13 protein-coding genes are annotated in these 14,386 nt (G+C 59.1%); 8 read left to right on the top strand and 5 right to left on the bottom strand.

The window, feature by feature from the left end:
• Position 1: 1 nt before the first annotated feature.
• From CAF76_RS16135 to map, 5 genes are all read right to left on the bottom strand, one after another.
• Complete coding sequence (locus CAF76_RS16135; RefSeq protein WP_085647791.1) at positions 2-676, bottom strand: hypothetical protein; 675 nt, start codon at positions 674-676, stop codon at positions 2-4.
• Positions 677-849: 173 nt separating this feature from the next.
• Positions 850-1,584 carry a peptidase M12 gene (locus CAF76_RS16140; RefSeq protein ID WP_064593776.1) on the bottom strand — a complete coding sequence of 245 codons (735 nt, stop codon included), beginning with the start codon at positions 1,582-1,584 and terminating at the stop codon, positions 850-852.
• 167 nt (positions 1,585-1,751) lie between these two features.
• Entirely contained in the window at positions 1,752-2,951 is a 1,200-nt protein-coding gene (dapC, locus tag CAF76_RS16145; protein ID WP_085647792.1) for a succinyldiaminopimelate transaminase, read from the bottom strand.
• Between the two features lie 43 nt (positions 2,952-2,994).
• Positions 2,995-5,697, bottom strand: a complete 2,703-nt coding sequence (locus CAF76_RS16150; RefSeq protein ID WP_064593782.1) for a [protein-PII] uridylyltransferase — start codon at positions 5,695-5,697, stop codon at positions 2,995-2,997.
• Between the two features lie 40 nt (positions 5,698-5,737).
• Entirely contained in the window at positions 5,738-6,520 is a 783-nt protein-coding gene (gene map / locus CAF76_RS16155) for a type I methionyl aminopeptidase (RefSeq protein WP_039769663.1), read from the bottom strand.
• Between the two features lie 374 nt (positions 6,521-6,894).
• On the opposite strand from map, the gene rpsB reads away from it, so the two are divergent.
• From rpsB to rseP, 8 genes are all read left to right on the top strand, one after another.
• Entirely contained in the window at positions 6,895-7,632 is a 738-nt protein-coding gene (gene rpsB / locus CAF76_RS16160) for a 30S ribosomal protein S2 (protein WP_008052780.1), read from the top strand.
• Between the two features lie 190 nt (positions 7,633-7,822).
• The gene (gene tsf, locus CAF76_RS16165) at positions 7,823-8,686 is read left to right on the top strand and encodes a translation elongation factor Ts (protein WP_064593783.1); all 864 of its coding nucleotides are present in this window, start codon (positions 7,823-7,825) and stop codon (positions 8,684-8,686) included.
• Between the two features lie 211 nt (positions 8,687-8,897).
• Positions 8,898-9,641, top strand: coding sequence for a UMP kinase (gene pyrH / locus CAF76_RS16170; protein WP_011332683.1), 744 nt, complete (start codon positions 8,898-8,900; stop codon positions 9,639-9,641).
• Positions 9,638-10,195 (top strand): ribosome recycling factor, encoded by a 558-nt coding sequence (gene frr / locus CAF76_RS16175; protein WP_011332684.1) that lies wholly within the window; start codon positions 9,638-9,640, stop codon positions 10,193-10,195. The genes pyrH and frr overlap by 4 nt, the downstream gene beginning before the upstream one ends.
• 14 nt (positions 10,196-10,209) lie before the next feature.
• A complete protein-coding gene (gene uppS / locus CAF76_RS16180) occupies positions 10,210-10,965 on the top strand; it encodes a polyprenyl diphosphate synthase (protein ID WP_007954779.1) in 756 nt (251 codons plus the stop codon).
• On the top strand, positions 10,965-11,771 hold the full coding sequence (locus CAF76_RS16185) for a phosphatidate cytidylyltransferase (RefSeq protein WP_064593785.1): 807 nt from the start codon (positions 10,965-10,967) through the stop codon (positions 11,769-11,771). The genes uppS and CAF76_RS16185 overlap by 1 nt, the downstream gene beginning before the upstream one ends.
• Positions 11,768-12,958, top strand: coding sequence for a 1-deoxy-D-xylulose-5-phosphate reductoisomerase (gene ispC / locus CAF76_RS16190; RefSeq protein ID WP_085647793.1), 1,191 nt, complete (start codon positions 11,768-11,770; stop codon positions 12,956-12,958). Before CAF76_RS16185 ends, ispC begins: the two co-directional genes overlap by 4 nt.
• 53 nt (positions 12,959-13,011) lie before the next feature.
• Positions 13,012-14,364 carry a sigma E protease regulator RseP gene (gene rseP, locus CAF76_RS16195; RefSeq protein WP_085647794.1) on the top strand — a complete coding sequence of 451 codons (1,353 nt, stop codon included), beginning with the start codon at positions 13,012-13,014 and terminating at the stop codon, positions 14,362-14,364.
• Positions 14,365-14,386 lie beyond the last annotated feature (22 nt).

Consider the following 14,386-nt stretch of genomic DNA (forward strand, 5'->3'; position numbering starts at 1 on the left):
ATTACGCCGTTTGTGCAGCAGGGTACGGATAGACCTTCGCCATGAAGGCCTTGTCTTTTTCACTGAGCACTCGATTCAGATAAATCTTGAAATCGCCGTGGGTCCAGTCCTGGCGAACGGGGTAATGCATGATCGATTTCGGATCGTAAGGCGAATAGTCGAACGAGCCGGCATCGAGCAGGTTGAAGTAGCGTTCATCGACAGACTGGCGCGCGTAATCGTCTTCATCGGCGTCTTCGGCCACGCCGTGTGAGGCGTAAACCGCAGGTTTGTTCCAGGGAATGTTTGACTCCGGGTGCAGGTGCTCATGTTCGGCTCCCAATGCGTGCCCGAACTCATGCATGACATTGGCGGCGAAGAACGCTGGTGCTCGCAGGTCCGGTGACAGCCTCATGGTCGGGTCTGGCGCTTCGACCAATAGGGCGTTGTTACCGATGACAGACCAGTAAATACCGGGCTCGCTTTTGATACGAATATCCCCTGAGTCGCCCTCGACAAAATCGAACTTCAGGTTGATGTGAGGCAGCCAGTTGCTCGCTGCGGTTTTGACAGCCTCTTTGAACGCCTGGTCGCCATTCAGAAAGGCAATTCGCAATGTCTGGCCAGGCGTCCAGAAGTGAGCCGGTTTGCCGGCTGCGCGTTTTTTTCGGCGAGACTGGTTGATTGTTTGAATCATGTTCAAGTGTCCTTACTTGCAGGAAATAATTAACGTGTCCAGCAACTCGATGAGTTCGGGTGGTGAAGTTATTGTTGATCGTGAAAGTATGAAAGTTGTTTGATGTAAGTGGGTGTGTTCAATCCAGTTTCGTCAGGCGTTGCACCTGACGAATGTTTTTTTGAAGCAGGAATTTATTTCGGATAAAGCAGTTTCATCAATTGTTTGTCTTTTTTACTGATCTTGCGGTTGATCGGGACTTGCCAGTTGCCGATGGTCAAATCGTTCGATACGGGATGGTGCATGATCGATCGCCTGTCGTAATTCGTATAAAGCGCGTCCAGCGTATCGAAGGAGGCGAACAGATTGCGGTCGACCTGTTCGCGGGTCAGCGGATTCATTTCCCGATTTCGGTAAAACGCGTACACCTTGGGTTTGTCCCACGGAATATTGGCTTGAGGGTGCTGATGTTCGTGCAGGGCCCCCAGCACATGGCCGAACTCGTGAACCACGATGGTTTCGAAATCGGCATGTTCCGGTTTGACGCCCAGATTCATCGTTGGATGGTCGGGATGAATCAATAGCGCATCGGTGCCGAGCACCGAACTGTTGTTATTGTTCCGAGTGGCGATGCGGATATCACCTTTCAGATCGTCGACGAATTCAAACTTGAGGTTGATATAGGGCAGCCATTTACAGGCCGCCTTGATAATCGCGGCCTTAAGGTCTGCGTCGGGTGCATCCATGAATGCGATTTTTAACGTGCGGCCATTTGCCCAGAGTTTCGAGTAATTGATCACGGAGCGTTTGCGGCGAGAGCCGGGTGCGCTGTGGGTACCGGCATTTGCCGGATTCTCGTTGATGGCGGCTGTGTAAGCGGCCTGATCGTCAGGCCATTGAATCAGTTGGCAATCCAGAAGTTCTTTCATTGTTCACTTCTTCCATGAAGTTAAAGTTGGCGTTGGTTCACGCGCAGCGAGTGGCGCGACTCAAGACTAACGTCTGGCCGGCACAGGAATGGGGTACAAAAAACAGGGGAAGTGTTACGTGATATTTGACCACCCGTGCCGGATTGCCCGGCACGGGCATTCAGACATTACTTGTGGCGCAGGACGAAGTCGCGAATACGCTCGGCAGCCTCGACGCACTCCGCCAGCGGCGCAACCAGTGCCATCCGCACGCGCCCGGCGCCCGGATTGACGCCATCGACGTCGCGCGACAGGTACGAGCCCGGCACCACGGTCACGTGTTCTTCGGCAAACAGATCCCGGCAGAACGCGGCATCGTCGCCTTGCACATTCGGCCACAGATAGAAGCTACCGTCAGGGCGCTGCACGTCCATCACCGGGCTGAGGATCGCCAGCACGGCATCGAATTTCTCGCGATACAGCGCACGGTTGGCGCGTACATGCACTTCGTCATTCCACGCAGCGACGCTGGCGAGTTGGGTCTGAACCGGCATCGCGCAGCCGTGGTAAGTGCGGTACAGCAGGAAGCCCTTGAGGATGTCGGCGTCGCCGGCGACGAAACCGGAACGCAGCCCCGGCAGGTTCGAGCGCTTGGACAGGCTGTGGAACACCACGCAGCGCTTGAAGTCCTGGCGGCCCAGTTCTGCGCAGGCACTGAGCAGGCCCGGCGGCGGGGTTTGTTCGTCGAAGTACAGTTCGCTGTAGCACTCGTCGGCGGCGATCACGAAGTCGTATTCGTCGGCCAGGGCGATCAGTTTTTTCAGCACATTGACCGGAATCAGCGCACCGGTCGGGTTGCCCGGCGAGCAGAGGAACAGGATCTGGCAGCGCTTCCAGATCTCCGGCGATACGGCGTCGAAATCCGGATTGAAGCCGTTCTCGTCCAGGCACGGCAGGTAATGCGGCTTGGCCCCGGCGAGGAACGCTGCGCCTTCGTAGATCTGATAGAACGGGTTCGGGCTGACCACCAGTGCGTCGTCGCCACGGTTGACCACGGTCTGGGTGAAAGCGAACAGCGCTTCACGGGTGCCGTTGACCGGCAGTACGTTGCGCGCCGGGTCGATCCAGCCGCTCGGTACGTTGAAACGACGTTCGCACCAAGCCGCGATGGCTTCGCGCAGGGCCGGAATGCCGAGGGTGGTCGGATACACCGCCATCTGATCCAGATTGTTGGCCAGCGCCTCGGCGACGAAGCTTGGCGAGCGATGCTTCGGTTCGCCGATGGACAGCGCGATCGGGCGCTTGTCCGGGTTTGGCGTAACGCTGCCGAGCAGGGCGCGGAGCTTTTCGAACGGGTAGGGCTGAAGCTGGGACAGAGCGTTGTTCATCGGTGCGGGATCTCGTGCAAAGCGGTTGAATCCGGGCGCGCAATCAAATGCTGATGCGCGACAGTTTGATATCGGGTTCCTGATTGACGCTCAACTGTTCGACGATGGCATCCTGCAAACGGCTGCACAGCAGCGGGTCGGACAGCGGTTGATTGTGGGCGTCGGTGATGAAGAACACGTCTTCCACCCGCTCGCCCAGGGTGGCGATTTTGGCGTTCTGCAGCGACAGGTCGAACTCGAGGAAAATCCCGCCGACCCGTGCCAGCAGGCCTGGACGATCCGGCGCAGTGAGTTCCAGTACGGTTACCGGACGCTGGGCGTCGTTGTGGATCGTCACCTGCGGGGCGAACGCAAAATGCTTGAGCTGGCGCGGCACCCGACGCTGGATGATCGTCGGGTAGTCGGCCGGGTTGCGCAGGGCTTCGGTCAGTCCCTCGCGAATCTGCTTGACCCGGACCGGATTGTCGCCGATCGAGTCGCCATCGGTGTCGAGCACGATGTAGGTGTCGAGGGTGAACTGGCTGCTGGACGTGATGACCCGGGCGTCGTGAATGTTCAGGTTGAGCTGATCCATCGCAGCCACGGTCACGGCGAAGAAGTCGTGCTGGTCCGGCGCATAGATGAAGATCTGCGTGCCGCCCTCGAATTCTCGCTGGGTGGTTTCCTTGATCAGCACCAGCGGGCCGCCGTCAGCCGGTTGCTGGAGAATGGCGTCGGTGTGCCAGGCCACATCCCCGGCGGTGTGGCGCAGGAAGTAGTCGTCGCCCAGCTGCGCCCACAATTGCTCAACGTCATCCGGATCGGTGCCGCCGCGTACCAGAATGTCCAGCGCCGCACTCTGGGTCTGGCGGATCTGTTCTTCGCGATCCACTGGGTTCTCCAGGCCGCGGCGCAGTGCACGCTTGGTCTCGGTGTAGAGCTGGCGCAGCAGACTGGCGCGCCACGAGTTCCACAGCGTCGGGTTGGTCGCGTTGATGTCGGCCACGGTCAGCACGTACAGGTAGTCGAGACGGGTTTCGTCACCGACCGCCAGCGCGAAGTCGTGGATTACCTGCGGGTCGGACAGGTCCTTGCGCTGGGCGGTGGTCGACATCACCAGGTGGTTCTGCACCAGCCACACGATCAGGCGGCTGTCCCACACCGGCAATTGATGGCGCTGACAGAACGCTTCAGCGTCCACGGCACCAATTTCCGAGTGATCACCATGCCGGCCCTTGCCGATGTCGTGGTACAGGCCGGCCATATAAATGAGTTCAGGCTTGGGCAGCTTGGCCATGAGCTTGGCGGCCAGCGGGAATTTCTCCGACACCTGGGTGTACTGCAACTTGCGCAGATGTTTGATCAGGTTCAGCGTGTGCGCATCGACCGTATAGATGTGGAACAGGTCGTGCTGCATCTGCCCGACGATGAAGCCGAACTCCGGCAGATAGCGCCCGAGAATGCCGTAACGGTTCATCCGCCGCAGGTTGCGGTGGATGCCGATCTTGCACTTGAACAGCTCGATGAACAGGCTGGTGTTGCGGATGTCGTTGCGAAAGTTGTCGTCGATCAGGTGACGGTTTTCCCGCAGCAGACGAATGGTGTCGGCGCGTACGCCTTTGATTTCCGGCTGCTGGGCCATCAGCACGAAGATCTCGAGCATGGCGAACGGCGTACGGCGGAACACATTGTCGTTGCGTGCCTCGATGTAGCCGTCGTGCAGCTGGAAGCGCGAGTTGATCGGCTGTGGCGGCGCTTCGTCTTCCGGGGCGAGGATGACTTCCTCGAAGTGCTGGATGATCAGGTCGCTGAGCTGGGCAATGCTCATCACCACCCGGAAATACTGCTGCATGAAGTTTTCGACGGCCTGTTTGGCGTCGTCGCCTTCAAAACCCAGCAGCCCGGCAATGGTGCGCTGGTGATCGAACAGCAGGCGGTCTTCGGAGCGACCGGCCAGCATGTGCAGGGCGTAACGCACTTTCCAGAGGAATTCCTGAGAGGACGCCAGCAGGGCGTTTTCACTCTCGACCAGAAAGCCTTCGCCGGCCAGGGCACGCAGGTTCAGGGTGCCGTACTGACGGCGGGCTACCCACAGAATGGTCTGAATATCCCGTAGTCCGCCGGGCGAGCCTTTGACGTTGGGTTCCAGGTTGTACTCGGTGTCGTTGTACTTGTGGTGGCGAGCCTTCTGCTCGGCGCGCTTGGCCAGGAAGAACTCCTTGCTCGGCCACATGTGTGCAGTGCTGGTGACGTCGAGCATGCGCTGGCGCAGGCGCTCGGGGCCGCAGATGGTGCGGCTTTCCATCAGGTTGGTGACCACCGTCAGGTCGGCGCGCGCCTCTTCGGCGCATTCGTCCACCGAACGAACGCTCTGACCGACTTCCAGGCCGATGTCCCACAGCAGGGTGAGAAAACGCTCGATGGAATCGCGGAAGATTTCGTGGTCGGCGCTGTCCAGCAGGATCAGCAGGTCGATGTCGGAGTAGGGGTGCAATTCACCGCGACCGTAGCCGCCGACCGCGACCAGCGCGATGTCGGCGTCTTCGCTCCAGTCGAACTGGTCCCAAGCCTTTTGCAGGATGTTATCGACGAACCACGCCCGATCTTCGATCAGTCGCCGGATGTCGCGACCGGCCCGGAAGCGTGCATCGAGCACCTCGCGGGCCTGGCGGATCGCCTTCTTGAACGCCGCGATGGGACTCGCTTTCAGGGCCAGTTCAGCCTGGAACTGGCCGCGGTCGAAGAGTTCGGGATCAACCTGCGGCATCGATTGGCTTTCCTTCTATAGGCTGGGAACGGTGTCTGGGTCAGGCCGAGATGCGCGGGATCGTGTCGTCGCTGCGCAGGGTGAAGATCTCGTAGCCGGTGTCGGTGACAAGCAAAGTGTGTTCCCACTGTGCCGACAGCTTGCGATCCTTGGTGATAGCGGTCCAGCCGTCGCCCAGTACTTTGGTGTCGGCCTTGCCCTGGTTGATCATCGGCTCGATGGTGAAGGTCATGCCGGCCTTCAGTTCCATGCCGGTGCCGGCACGGCCGTAGTGCAGGATCTGCGGTTCTTCGTGGAACACCTTGCCGATGCCGTGGCCGCAGAATTCACGTACCACCGAGAAACCGTTCTTTTCCGCGTGCTTCTGGATGATTTCGCCGATGTCGCCGAGGCGGCAGCCGGGTTTGACGATCTCGATCGCCTTGTACATGCATTCCTGGGTGACCTGCGACAGGCGCTCGGCCCAGACCGGCACGGTGCCGACGTGGAACATGCGGCTGGTGTCGCCGTGGTAACCGTCCTTGATCACGGTGACGTCGATGTTCAGGGTGTCGCCGTTTTTCAGCGGCTTGTCGTTCGGGATGCCGTGGCAGACCACGTGGTTGATCGAGGTGCAGATCGACTTCGGGTAGCCCTTGTAGTTGAGCGGGGCAGGGATGGCCTGCTGCACGTTGACGATGTAGTCGTGGCAGATCTGGTTCAGCTCATCGGTGGTCACGCCAGGCTTGACGTGCTCGGCAATCATTTCCAGCACATCGGCGGCCAGTTTGCCGGCGACACGCATGCCAGCGATGTCCTCGGGGGTTTTGAGGGTGACGGTCATACAGGCTCTCTCTGCGCTCGACGGCGCTTGCTGATACGAACAGGGGCGCGGCCGTTGATTTGGCGGCCCCGAAAAACGCGATTCTAACAGACCAAAGGCGCAAATCCGCGCCTGCGTGCATCGCTTCTCTCTATACAATGCGGCGCATTGTCCCGATTCCAAGGGGCTGGCGCGCATGTCCCTGACGCGATTGCAGATTCCGGGTTCCGTTTGCGTCGCCCCTGTGGTATAAAATGCGCCGCTTTCCGGGGATAGCTCCGGGAGCATTAACCCACACACGTGTCGACACGATGGCCTGGGTGCCTTTGATCCTCGGATCAATGGTTGGTCATTGGGATACGTGGAGGCCCAACCCGACTTATCAAGGAACTATCATGTCCCAAGTCAACATGCGCGATATGCTGAAGGCCGGTGTGCACTTCGGTCACCAAACCCGTTACTGGAATCCGAAAATGGGTAAATACATTTTCGGCGCGCGTAACAAGATTCACATCATCAACCTTGAAAAAACCCTGCCAATGTTCAACGAAGCTCTGACTTTCGTAGAGCGTCTGGCCCAGGGCAAAAACAAGATTCTGTTCGTCGGCACCAAGCGTTCCGCTGGCAAGATCGTTGCTGAAGAAGCAGCACGTTGCGGTTCGCCGTACGTCGATCACCGCTGGTTGGGCGGCATGCTGACCAACTTCAAGACCATTCGTGCTTCCATCAAGCGTCTGCGTGACCTTGAAGTACAAGCCGAAGACGGTACTTTCGCCAAGCTGACCAAGAAAGAAGCGCTGATGCGCACTCGCGATCTTGAGAAGCTGGATCGCTCCCTGGGCGGCATCAAGGACATGGGCGGTCTGCCAGACGCACTGTTCGTGATCGACGTTGACCACGAGCGCATCGCGATCACCGAAGCCAACAAGCTGGGCATCCCGGTCATCGGCGTTGTCGATACCAACAGCAGCCCGGAAGGCGTTGACTACATCATCCCAGGCAACGATGACGCAATCCGCGCTATCCAGCTGTACATGGGTTCGATGGCTGACGCAGTCATCCGCGGTCGCAACAACGTTGCTGGCGGTACTGTAGAATTCGCAGCTGAAGAAACTCAGGCTGCAGCTGAGTAATTGACGCCCTGGCGTTGACTCAGTAAGCAAAAAGGGGGCTTGGCCCCCTTTTTGCCACCTCGAAAACCATCTGTCGGCAGCGCAGCTACAGCATCTGTAACGTGCAGCGGCTACAAACAGGTTCGGGAAGAATTGAACGCCCGTTCGATCGGGTGGAATGGTTGAAAACCTATCCAAGAGGAATTTGAAAATGGCAGCAATTACTGCAGCGTTGGTCAAAGAACTGCGCGAGCGTACCGGCGAAGGCATGATGGATTGCAAGAAAGCCCTGGAAAAGGCTGGCGGCGACATCGAAAAAGCCATTGATGACATGCGTGCTTCGGGCGCCATCAAGGCTGCCAAGAAAGCTGGCAACGTTGCCGCTGAAGGCGCTATCGCCATCAAGGACGACGGCAAGGCTGCCGTTCTGATCGAAGTCAACTCGCAGACCGACTTCCTGGCTCTGCAGGACGACTTCAAAAACTTCGTTGCTGCCAGCGTTGACAAAGCATTCGCTGACAAGCTGACCGATGCAGCTCCGCTGATCGCCTCTCAAGAAGCCGCTCGCGAAGCACTGGTTGCCAAAGTAGGCGAGAACGTCAACATCCGTCGCCTGGTGCGCGTAGAAGGCGACGTAGTCGGCACCTACCTGCACGGCAACAAGATCGGTGTTGCTGTTGTCCTGAAAGGCGGCGACGTCGAGCTGGCCAAGGACATCGCAATGCACGTTGCTGCAAGCAACCCTGAGTTCCTGCTGCCTTCGCAAGTCTCCGACGAAGCGATCGAGCGTGAAAAGGCTGTGTTCCTGCAGCTGAACGAAGAAAAAATCAAAGGCAAGCCAGAAAACATTGTTGAGAACATGGTCAAAGGCCGTATCAGCAAGTTCCTGGCAGAAGCAAGCCTGGTTGAGCAGGCGTTCGTCAAGAACCCTGAAATCAAGGTTGGCGAGCTGGCCAAGAAAGGCGGCGCTGAAATCGTTTCCTTCACCTACTTCAAAGTAGGCGAAGGCATCGAGAAGCCGGTCGACAACTTCGCTGAAGAAGTTGCTGCCCAGCTGGCTGCCGCCAAGCAATAAGACGGTTTTTCAACTGTCGCCCGAAAGAGGCTGCCCGCTCACGCGCGCAGCCTCTTTTCAGATAGGGTTACCAATTTTTAATTGGTTTCCCCTTGGAACTGACTTACAAAGCCATGTTCCGATGGCGCTGAAGCAGCGCCAAGCTAGAGTGAACGCCAGCTGTAAACAGCTCGCAAAGAATTTTTAAAATACGCCGCAGGAGAGATTCGCAATGGCTCAGCAGGGCAGTGGTTATCAGGCTCGCTATAAACGCATTCTACTCAAGCTTAGCGGCGAGGCCCTGATGGGCTCGGAAGAGTTCGGGATCGATCCGAAAGTGCTCGATCGCATGGCGCTGGAAGTCGGCCAGCTGGTCGGCATCGGCGTTCAGGTCGGTCTGGTGATCGGCGGTGGCAACCTGTTCCGCGGTGAAGCGCTGAGCAAGGCCGGCATGGATCGGGTCACGGGCGACCACATGGGCATGCTGGCCACTGTGATGAACGCCCTGGCCATGCGCGACGCGCTGGAACGTGCCAATATCTCCGCCATCGTGATGTCGGCCATCTCCATGGTCGGTGTGACCGATCACTATGACCGTCGCAAGGCCATGCGCCACCTGAACTCCAAGGACGTGGTGATCTTCGCGGCCGGTACCGGCAATCCGTTCTTTACCACGGATTCGGCAGCCTGCCTGCGCGCTATTGAAATCGACGCTGATGTCGTGCTCAAGGCGACCAAGGTCGATGGCGTCTACACCGCTGACCCGTTCAAAGACCCGCATGCCGAGAAGTTCGATCATCTGACATACGATGAAGTACTGGATCGCAAGCTGGGTGTAATGGATCTGACGGCTATCTGCCTGTGTCGCGATCACAAGATGCCGCTGCGCGTATTTAACATGAACAAGCCGGGCGCCCTGCTGAACATCGTGCATGGTGGCGCTGAAGGCACTCTGATCGAGGAAGTCCAACAATGATCAACGAAATCAAGAAAGACGCTAAAGAGCGCATGACGAAGTCCGTTGAGTCCCTGGCTCACAACTTCGGCCGTATCCGCACCGGTCAGGCGCACCCGAGCATCCTGGAAGGCGTGATGGTGCCTTACTACGGCGCTGATACCCCGATCAAACAAGTGGCCAACATCACCGTCAAGGATGCCCGTACCCTGCAAGTCGTTGCGTTCGAGCGCAACATGCTGGGCGCCGTGGACAAGGCCATCGGCAGTGCAGGTCTGAACCTGAACCCGACCAACCTGGGTGAGTTGCTGCTGATCAGCATGCCGGCCCTGACTGAAGAAACCCGTCGCGGTTTCACCAAGCAGGCGCGTGATGTGGCTGAAGACGCTCGTGTTGCCGTGCGCAACATCCGTCGCGATGCCAACAGCTCCCTGAAGGATCTGGTCAAGGAAAAGGAAATCAGTGAAGACGAAGAGCGTCGCGCAGCCGGCGAGATCGACGATCTGACCAAGAAGTTCGTGGCTGAAATCGACGCCAAGCTGGCCGAGAAAGAAAAAGACCTGATGGCCGTATAAGGGTCGAGCTTTAAATGGACAAGACCAAGCAGACTGCGCCGTCCGCGGTGCCGCGCCATGTCGCGATCATCATGGATGGCAACAATCGCTGGGCGAAAAAACGCTTCATGCCGGGTGTCGCCGGGCATAAAGCGGGCGTAGATGCTGTACGGGCGGTGATCGAGGTGTGTGCCGAGGCCAAGGTCGAGGTGCTCACCCTGTTCGCTTTTTCCAGTGAAAACTGGCAGCGCCCGGCTGATGAGGTCAGCGCTTTGATGGATCTGTTCTTCAAGGCGTTGCGTCGTGAGGCCAAGCGCCTGAACGACAACAACATCAGTCTGCGCATCATTGGTGATCGCACGCGGTTCCATCCCGAGCTTCAGGCAGCCATGCGTGAAGCTGAAGCGATGACCGCCGGTGCCAACCGTTTCATCCTGCAAATCGCTGCCAACTACGGCGGTCAGTGGGACATTGCGCAAGCGGCGCAGCGTCTGGCGCGTGAGGTTCAGGCCGGGCATTTGCGCCCGGAAGATATCACCCCGGATCTGCTGCAGACCTGTCTGGTCACTGGTGATCTGCCGTTGCCTGATTTGTGCATCCGCACCGGCGGCGAGCATCGCATCAGCAACTTCCTCTTGTGGCAGTTGGCCTACGCCGAGTTGTACTTCTCCGACCTGTTCTGGCCGGACTTCAAACACGAAGCCATGCGCAATGCGCTGGCCGATTTCGCTTTGCGCCAGCGTCGCTTCGGTAAAACGAGCGAGCAGGTCGAAGCTGGAGCCCGGGTTTAATGCTTAAACAACGCATCATCACTGCACTGATTCTTTTGCCGATCGCCCTGGGTGGTTTTTTCCTGCTCGAAGGGTCCGGTTTTGCCCTGTTCATCGGGCTGGTCGTGAGCCTGGGTGCCTGGGAGTGGGCACGCCTGGCCGGCTTCACCGCGCAGGCATTCCGTGTCGGCTACGCGGCGGTGGTCGCGCTGATGCTGTTCGTCATGTACATCCTGCCGGGGCTGGCACCATGGGTGCTGGGCGCGTCAGTGATCTGGTGGGTGCTGGCGACCTGGCTGGTGCTGACGTATCCGCGCTCCAGCGAGCATTGGTCCAGCGCCGCCGCCAAGCTGGTAATCGGTTTGCTGATTCTGTTGCCTGCCTGGCAAGGGCTGATGCTGATCAAGCAATACCCGCTCGGTAACTGGTTGATCATGGCGGTGATGGTGCTGGTCTGGGGGGCTGATATCGGGGCGTACTTCTCCGGTCGTGCGTTCGGCAAGCGCAAGCTGGCTCCGCAAGTCAGTCCCGGCAAAAGCTGGGAGGGCGTGTATGGCGGTCTGGCGTTAAGTCTGGTCATCACCACGTTGGTCGCGCTGTTCCGTGACTGGACGGTGGCACAACTGTTCAAGGGTTTGATCGGTGCGGCGGTGATTGTCTTCATCTCGGTGGTGGGCGATCTGACCGAAAGCATGTTCAAGCGCCAGTCCGGCATCAAGGACAGCAGTAATCTGCTGCCCGGCCATGGTGGTGTACTGGATCGCATCGACAGCCTGACGGCGGCGATCCCGGTATTCGCGGTGCTGTTGTGGATGGCGGCGTCGTGAGTCGCCCACAGCAGATTACCGTCCTGGGCGCGACCGGTTCGATCGGTCTGAGCACCCTGGATGTCATCGCCCGGCATCCGGAGCGTTATCAGGCCTTCGCCCTGAGCGGTTTTACCCGCCTGAGCGAACTGTTTGCCCTGTGTGTCCGTCATCTTCCTAAATATGCTGTAGTGCCGGAGGTCGGCGCCGCTCGCAACCTGCAGGATGATTTACGAGCCGCGGGCCTGCCGACGCAGGTGCTGGTCGGCGAGGAAGGATTGTGTCAGGTCGCTGCGGCACCCGAGGTGGATGCCGTCATGGCCGCCATCGTCGGCGCTGCCGGCCTGCGCCCGACTCTCGCGGCAGTCGAGGCGGGCAAGAAGATTCTTCTGGCCAACAAGGAAGCGCTGGTCATGTCCGGCGCCTTGTTCATGCAGGCGGTGCGCAAGAGCGGTTCGGTCCTGTTGCCGATCGACAGCGAACACAACGCGATTTTTCAGTGCATGCCGCAGGACTATGCTCGCGGGCTGAGTAACGTTGGGGTCCGTCGGATTTTGCTGACGGCTTCCGGTGGTCCGTTTCGCCAAACGCCGATGGCCGAACTGGCGCATGTTTCACCGGATCAGGCCTGTGCGCACCCGAACTGGTCCATGGGGCGCAAGATTTCGGTGGATTCGGCCAGCATGATGAACAAGGGGCTCGAACTGATCGAGGCCTGCTGGTTGTTCGATGCCAAGCCATCGCAAGTCGAAGTGGTGATTCATCCGCAGAGCGTGATTCACTCGCTGGTCGATTATGTGGACGGCTCGGTGCTGGCGCAGTTGGGCAATCCCGATATGCGCACGCCGATTGCCAACGCCCTGGCTTGGCCAGAGCGCATTGATTCGGGCGTGGCGCCGCTGGATCTGTTCGCTGTGGCGCGCCTGGATTTCGAAGCTCCCGACGAGGAGCGTTTCCCGTGCCTGCGCCTGGCGCGGCAGGCCGCCGAGGCGGGAAACAGTGCCCCGGCCATGCTCAACGCGGCGAATGAAGTGGCGGTTGCCGCGTTTCTCGACGGACGGGTTCGCTACCTGGAAATCGCGAGTATCATCGAGGAAGTCTTGAATCTCGAGCCTGTGGTGGCGCTGGATGATCTCGATGCGGTGTTCGCCGCTGATGCAACCGCCCGGACATTGGCCGGGCAGTGGTTGAGTCGTCACGGCCGATAGGTCTTGCAATACATGGCTTCACGCGGCACTGGACAGGATTGCGGAGAAAGTAGATGAGCGCGCTCTATATGATTGCCGGCACCCTGATCGCTCTGGGTGTGCTGGTCACCTTTCACGAATTCGGCCACTTCTGGGTCGCGCGTCGCTGTGGCGTCAAGGTTCTGCGTTTCTGCGTTGGCTTCGGCATGCCGCTGCTGCGCTGGCACGACAAGCAGGGTACGGAGTTCGTAGTCGCCGCGATTCCGCTGGGTGGCTACGTCAAGATGCTCGACGAGCGCGAAGGCGAAGTGCCGGCCGATCAGCTTCATCAGTCATTCAATCGCAAGTCTGTTCGTCAGCGTATCGCCATCGTCGCGGCCGGCCCTGTGGCCAACTTCCTGCTCGCGCTGGTGTTCTTCTGGGTGTTGGCCATGCTCGGTAGCGAGCAGATTCGTCCGGTCATCGGTTCGGTGGAGTCCGGCAGCATCGCTGCGACAGCGGGGCTGAGTGCTGGTCAGGAAATCGTCGCCATCGACGGTGAGCCGACCTCGGGCTGGGCTGCGGTCAACCTGCAGTTGGTCCGACGCCTGGGGGAAAGCGGCTCACTGCAATTGATGGTGCGCGAGCCGGGCTCCACGGCTGACTCGCCTCGTGAGCTGGCGCTCGATAAATGGCTCAAAGGGGCCGACGAGCCGGATCCGATTCGCTCCCTCGGTATTCGTCCTTGGCGCCCGGCATTGCCGCCGGTGCTGGCCGAACTTGATCCGAAAGGCCCGGCCCAGACAGCCGGGCTGAAAACCGGCGATCGTCTGCTGAAACTGGATGGCAAGGCGCTGGATGACTGGCAGCAGGTGGTCGATACCGTTCGTACGCGTCCTGATACCAAAATCGTGCTGCGCGTCGAGCGCGACGGTGTTCAAATCGACGTCCCTGTGACACTGGCTGCACGTGGCGATAAAAAGTCGCCAAGCGGTTACCTTGGGGCGGGCGTGAAGGCTGTCGACTGGCCGCCGGAAATGATTCGCGAGGTCAGTTACGGGCCTTTGGCGGCGATTGGCGAGGGTGCCCGTCGTACCTGGACCATGAGCGTACTGACGCTGGATTCACTGAAGAAAATGCTCTTCGGCGAGCTCTCGGTAAAAAACTTGAGTGGACCGATAACCATTGCTAAAGTGGCGGGCGCTTCTGCCCAGTCGGGCGTCGCTGATTTCCTGAATTTCCTTGCTTATCTGAGTATTAGCCTGGGGGTTCTGAATTTGCTGCCCATTCCTGTACTGGATGGGGGGCATTTGTTGTTTTATCTGATCGAGTGGGCGCGTGGTCGTCCCTTGTCGGATCGGGTGCAAGGTTGGGGGATACAGATCGGTATCAGCTTGGTGGTCGGGGTGATGTTGCTTGCTCTGGTCAACGATCTGGGTCGTCTGTAACGCTTCGCTGAATTGCGAATCT

It is taken from the genome of Pseudomonas sp. B40(2017) (assembly GCF_002112855.1).
GTDB lineage: Bacteria > Pseudomonadota > Gammaproteobacteria > Pseudomonadales > Pseudomonadaceae > Aquipseudomonas > Aquipseudomonas pharyngis.

What these genes read in the sequence shown, in the direction of transcription:
- tsf (WP_064593783.1), top strand. Translation starts at nt 7,823, where the DNA reads ATGGCAGCAATTACTGCAGCGTTGGTCAAAGAACTGCGCGAGCGTACC.
- CAF76_RS16150 (WP_064593782.1), bottom strand. Translation starts at nt 5,697, where the DNA reads ATGCCGCAGGTTGATCCCGAACTCTTCGACCGCGGCCAGTTCCAGGCT.
- frr (WP_011332684.1), top strand. Translation starts at nt 9,638, where the DNA reads ATGATCAACGAAATCAAGAAAGACGCTAAAGAGCGCATGACGAAGTCC.
- CAF76_RS16185 (WP_064593785.1), top strand. Translation starts at nt 10,965, where the DNA reads ATGCTTAAACAACGCATCATCACTGCACTGATTCTTTTGCCGATCGCC.
- dapC (WP_085647792.1), bottom strand. Translation starts at nt 2,951, where the DNA reads ATGAACAACGCTCTGTCCCAGCTTCAGCCCTACCCGTTCGAAAAGCTC.
- rpsB (WP_008052780.1), top strand. Translation starts at nt 6,895, where the DNA reads ATGTCCCAAGTCAACATGCGCGATATGCTGAAGGCCGGTGTGCACTTC.
- map (WP_039769663.1), bottom strand. Translation starts at nt 6,520, where the DNA reads ATGACCGTCACCCTCAAAACCCCCGAGGACATCGCTGGCATGCGTGTC.
- uppS (WP_007954779.1), top strand. Translation starts at nt 10,210, where the DNA reads ATGGACAAGACCAAGCAGACTGCGCCGTCCGCGGTGCCGCGCCATGTC.
- CAF76_RS16140 (WP_064593776.1), bottom strand. Translation starts at nt 1,584, where the DNA reads ATGAAAGAACTTCTGGATTGCCAACTGATTCAATGGCCTGACGATCAG.
- CAF76_RS16135 (WP_085647791.1), bottom strand. Translation starts at nt 676, where the DNA reads ATGATTCAAACAATCAACCAGTCTCGCCGAAAAAAACGCGCAGCCGGC.
- pyrH (WP_011332683.1), top strand. Translation starts at nt 8,898, where the DNA reads ATGGCTCAGCAGGGCAGTGGTTATCAGGCTCGCTATAAACGCATTCTA.
- rseP (WP_085647794.1), top strand. Translation starts at nt 13,012, where the DNA reads ATGAGCGCGCTCTATATGATTGCCGGCACCCTGATCGCTCTGGGTGTG.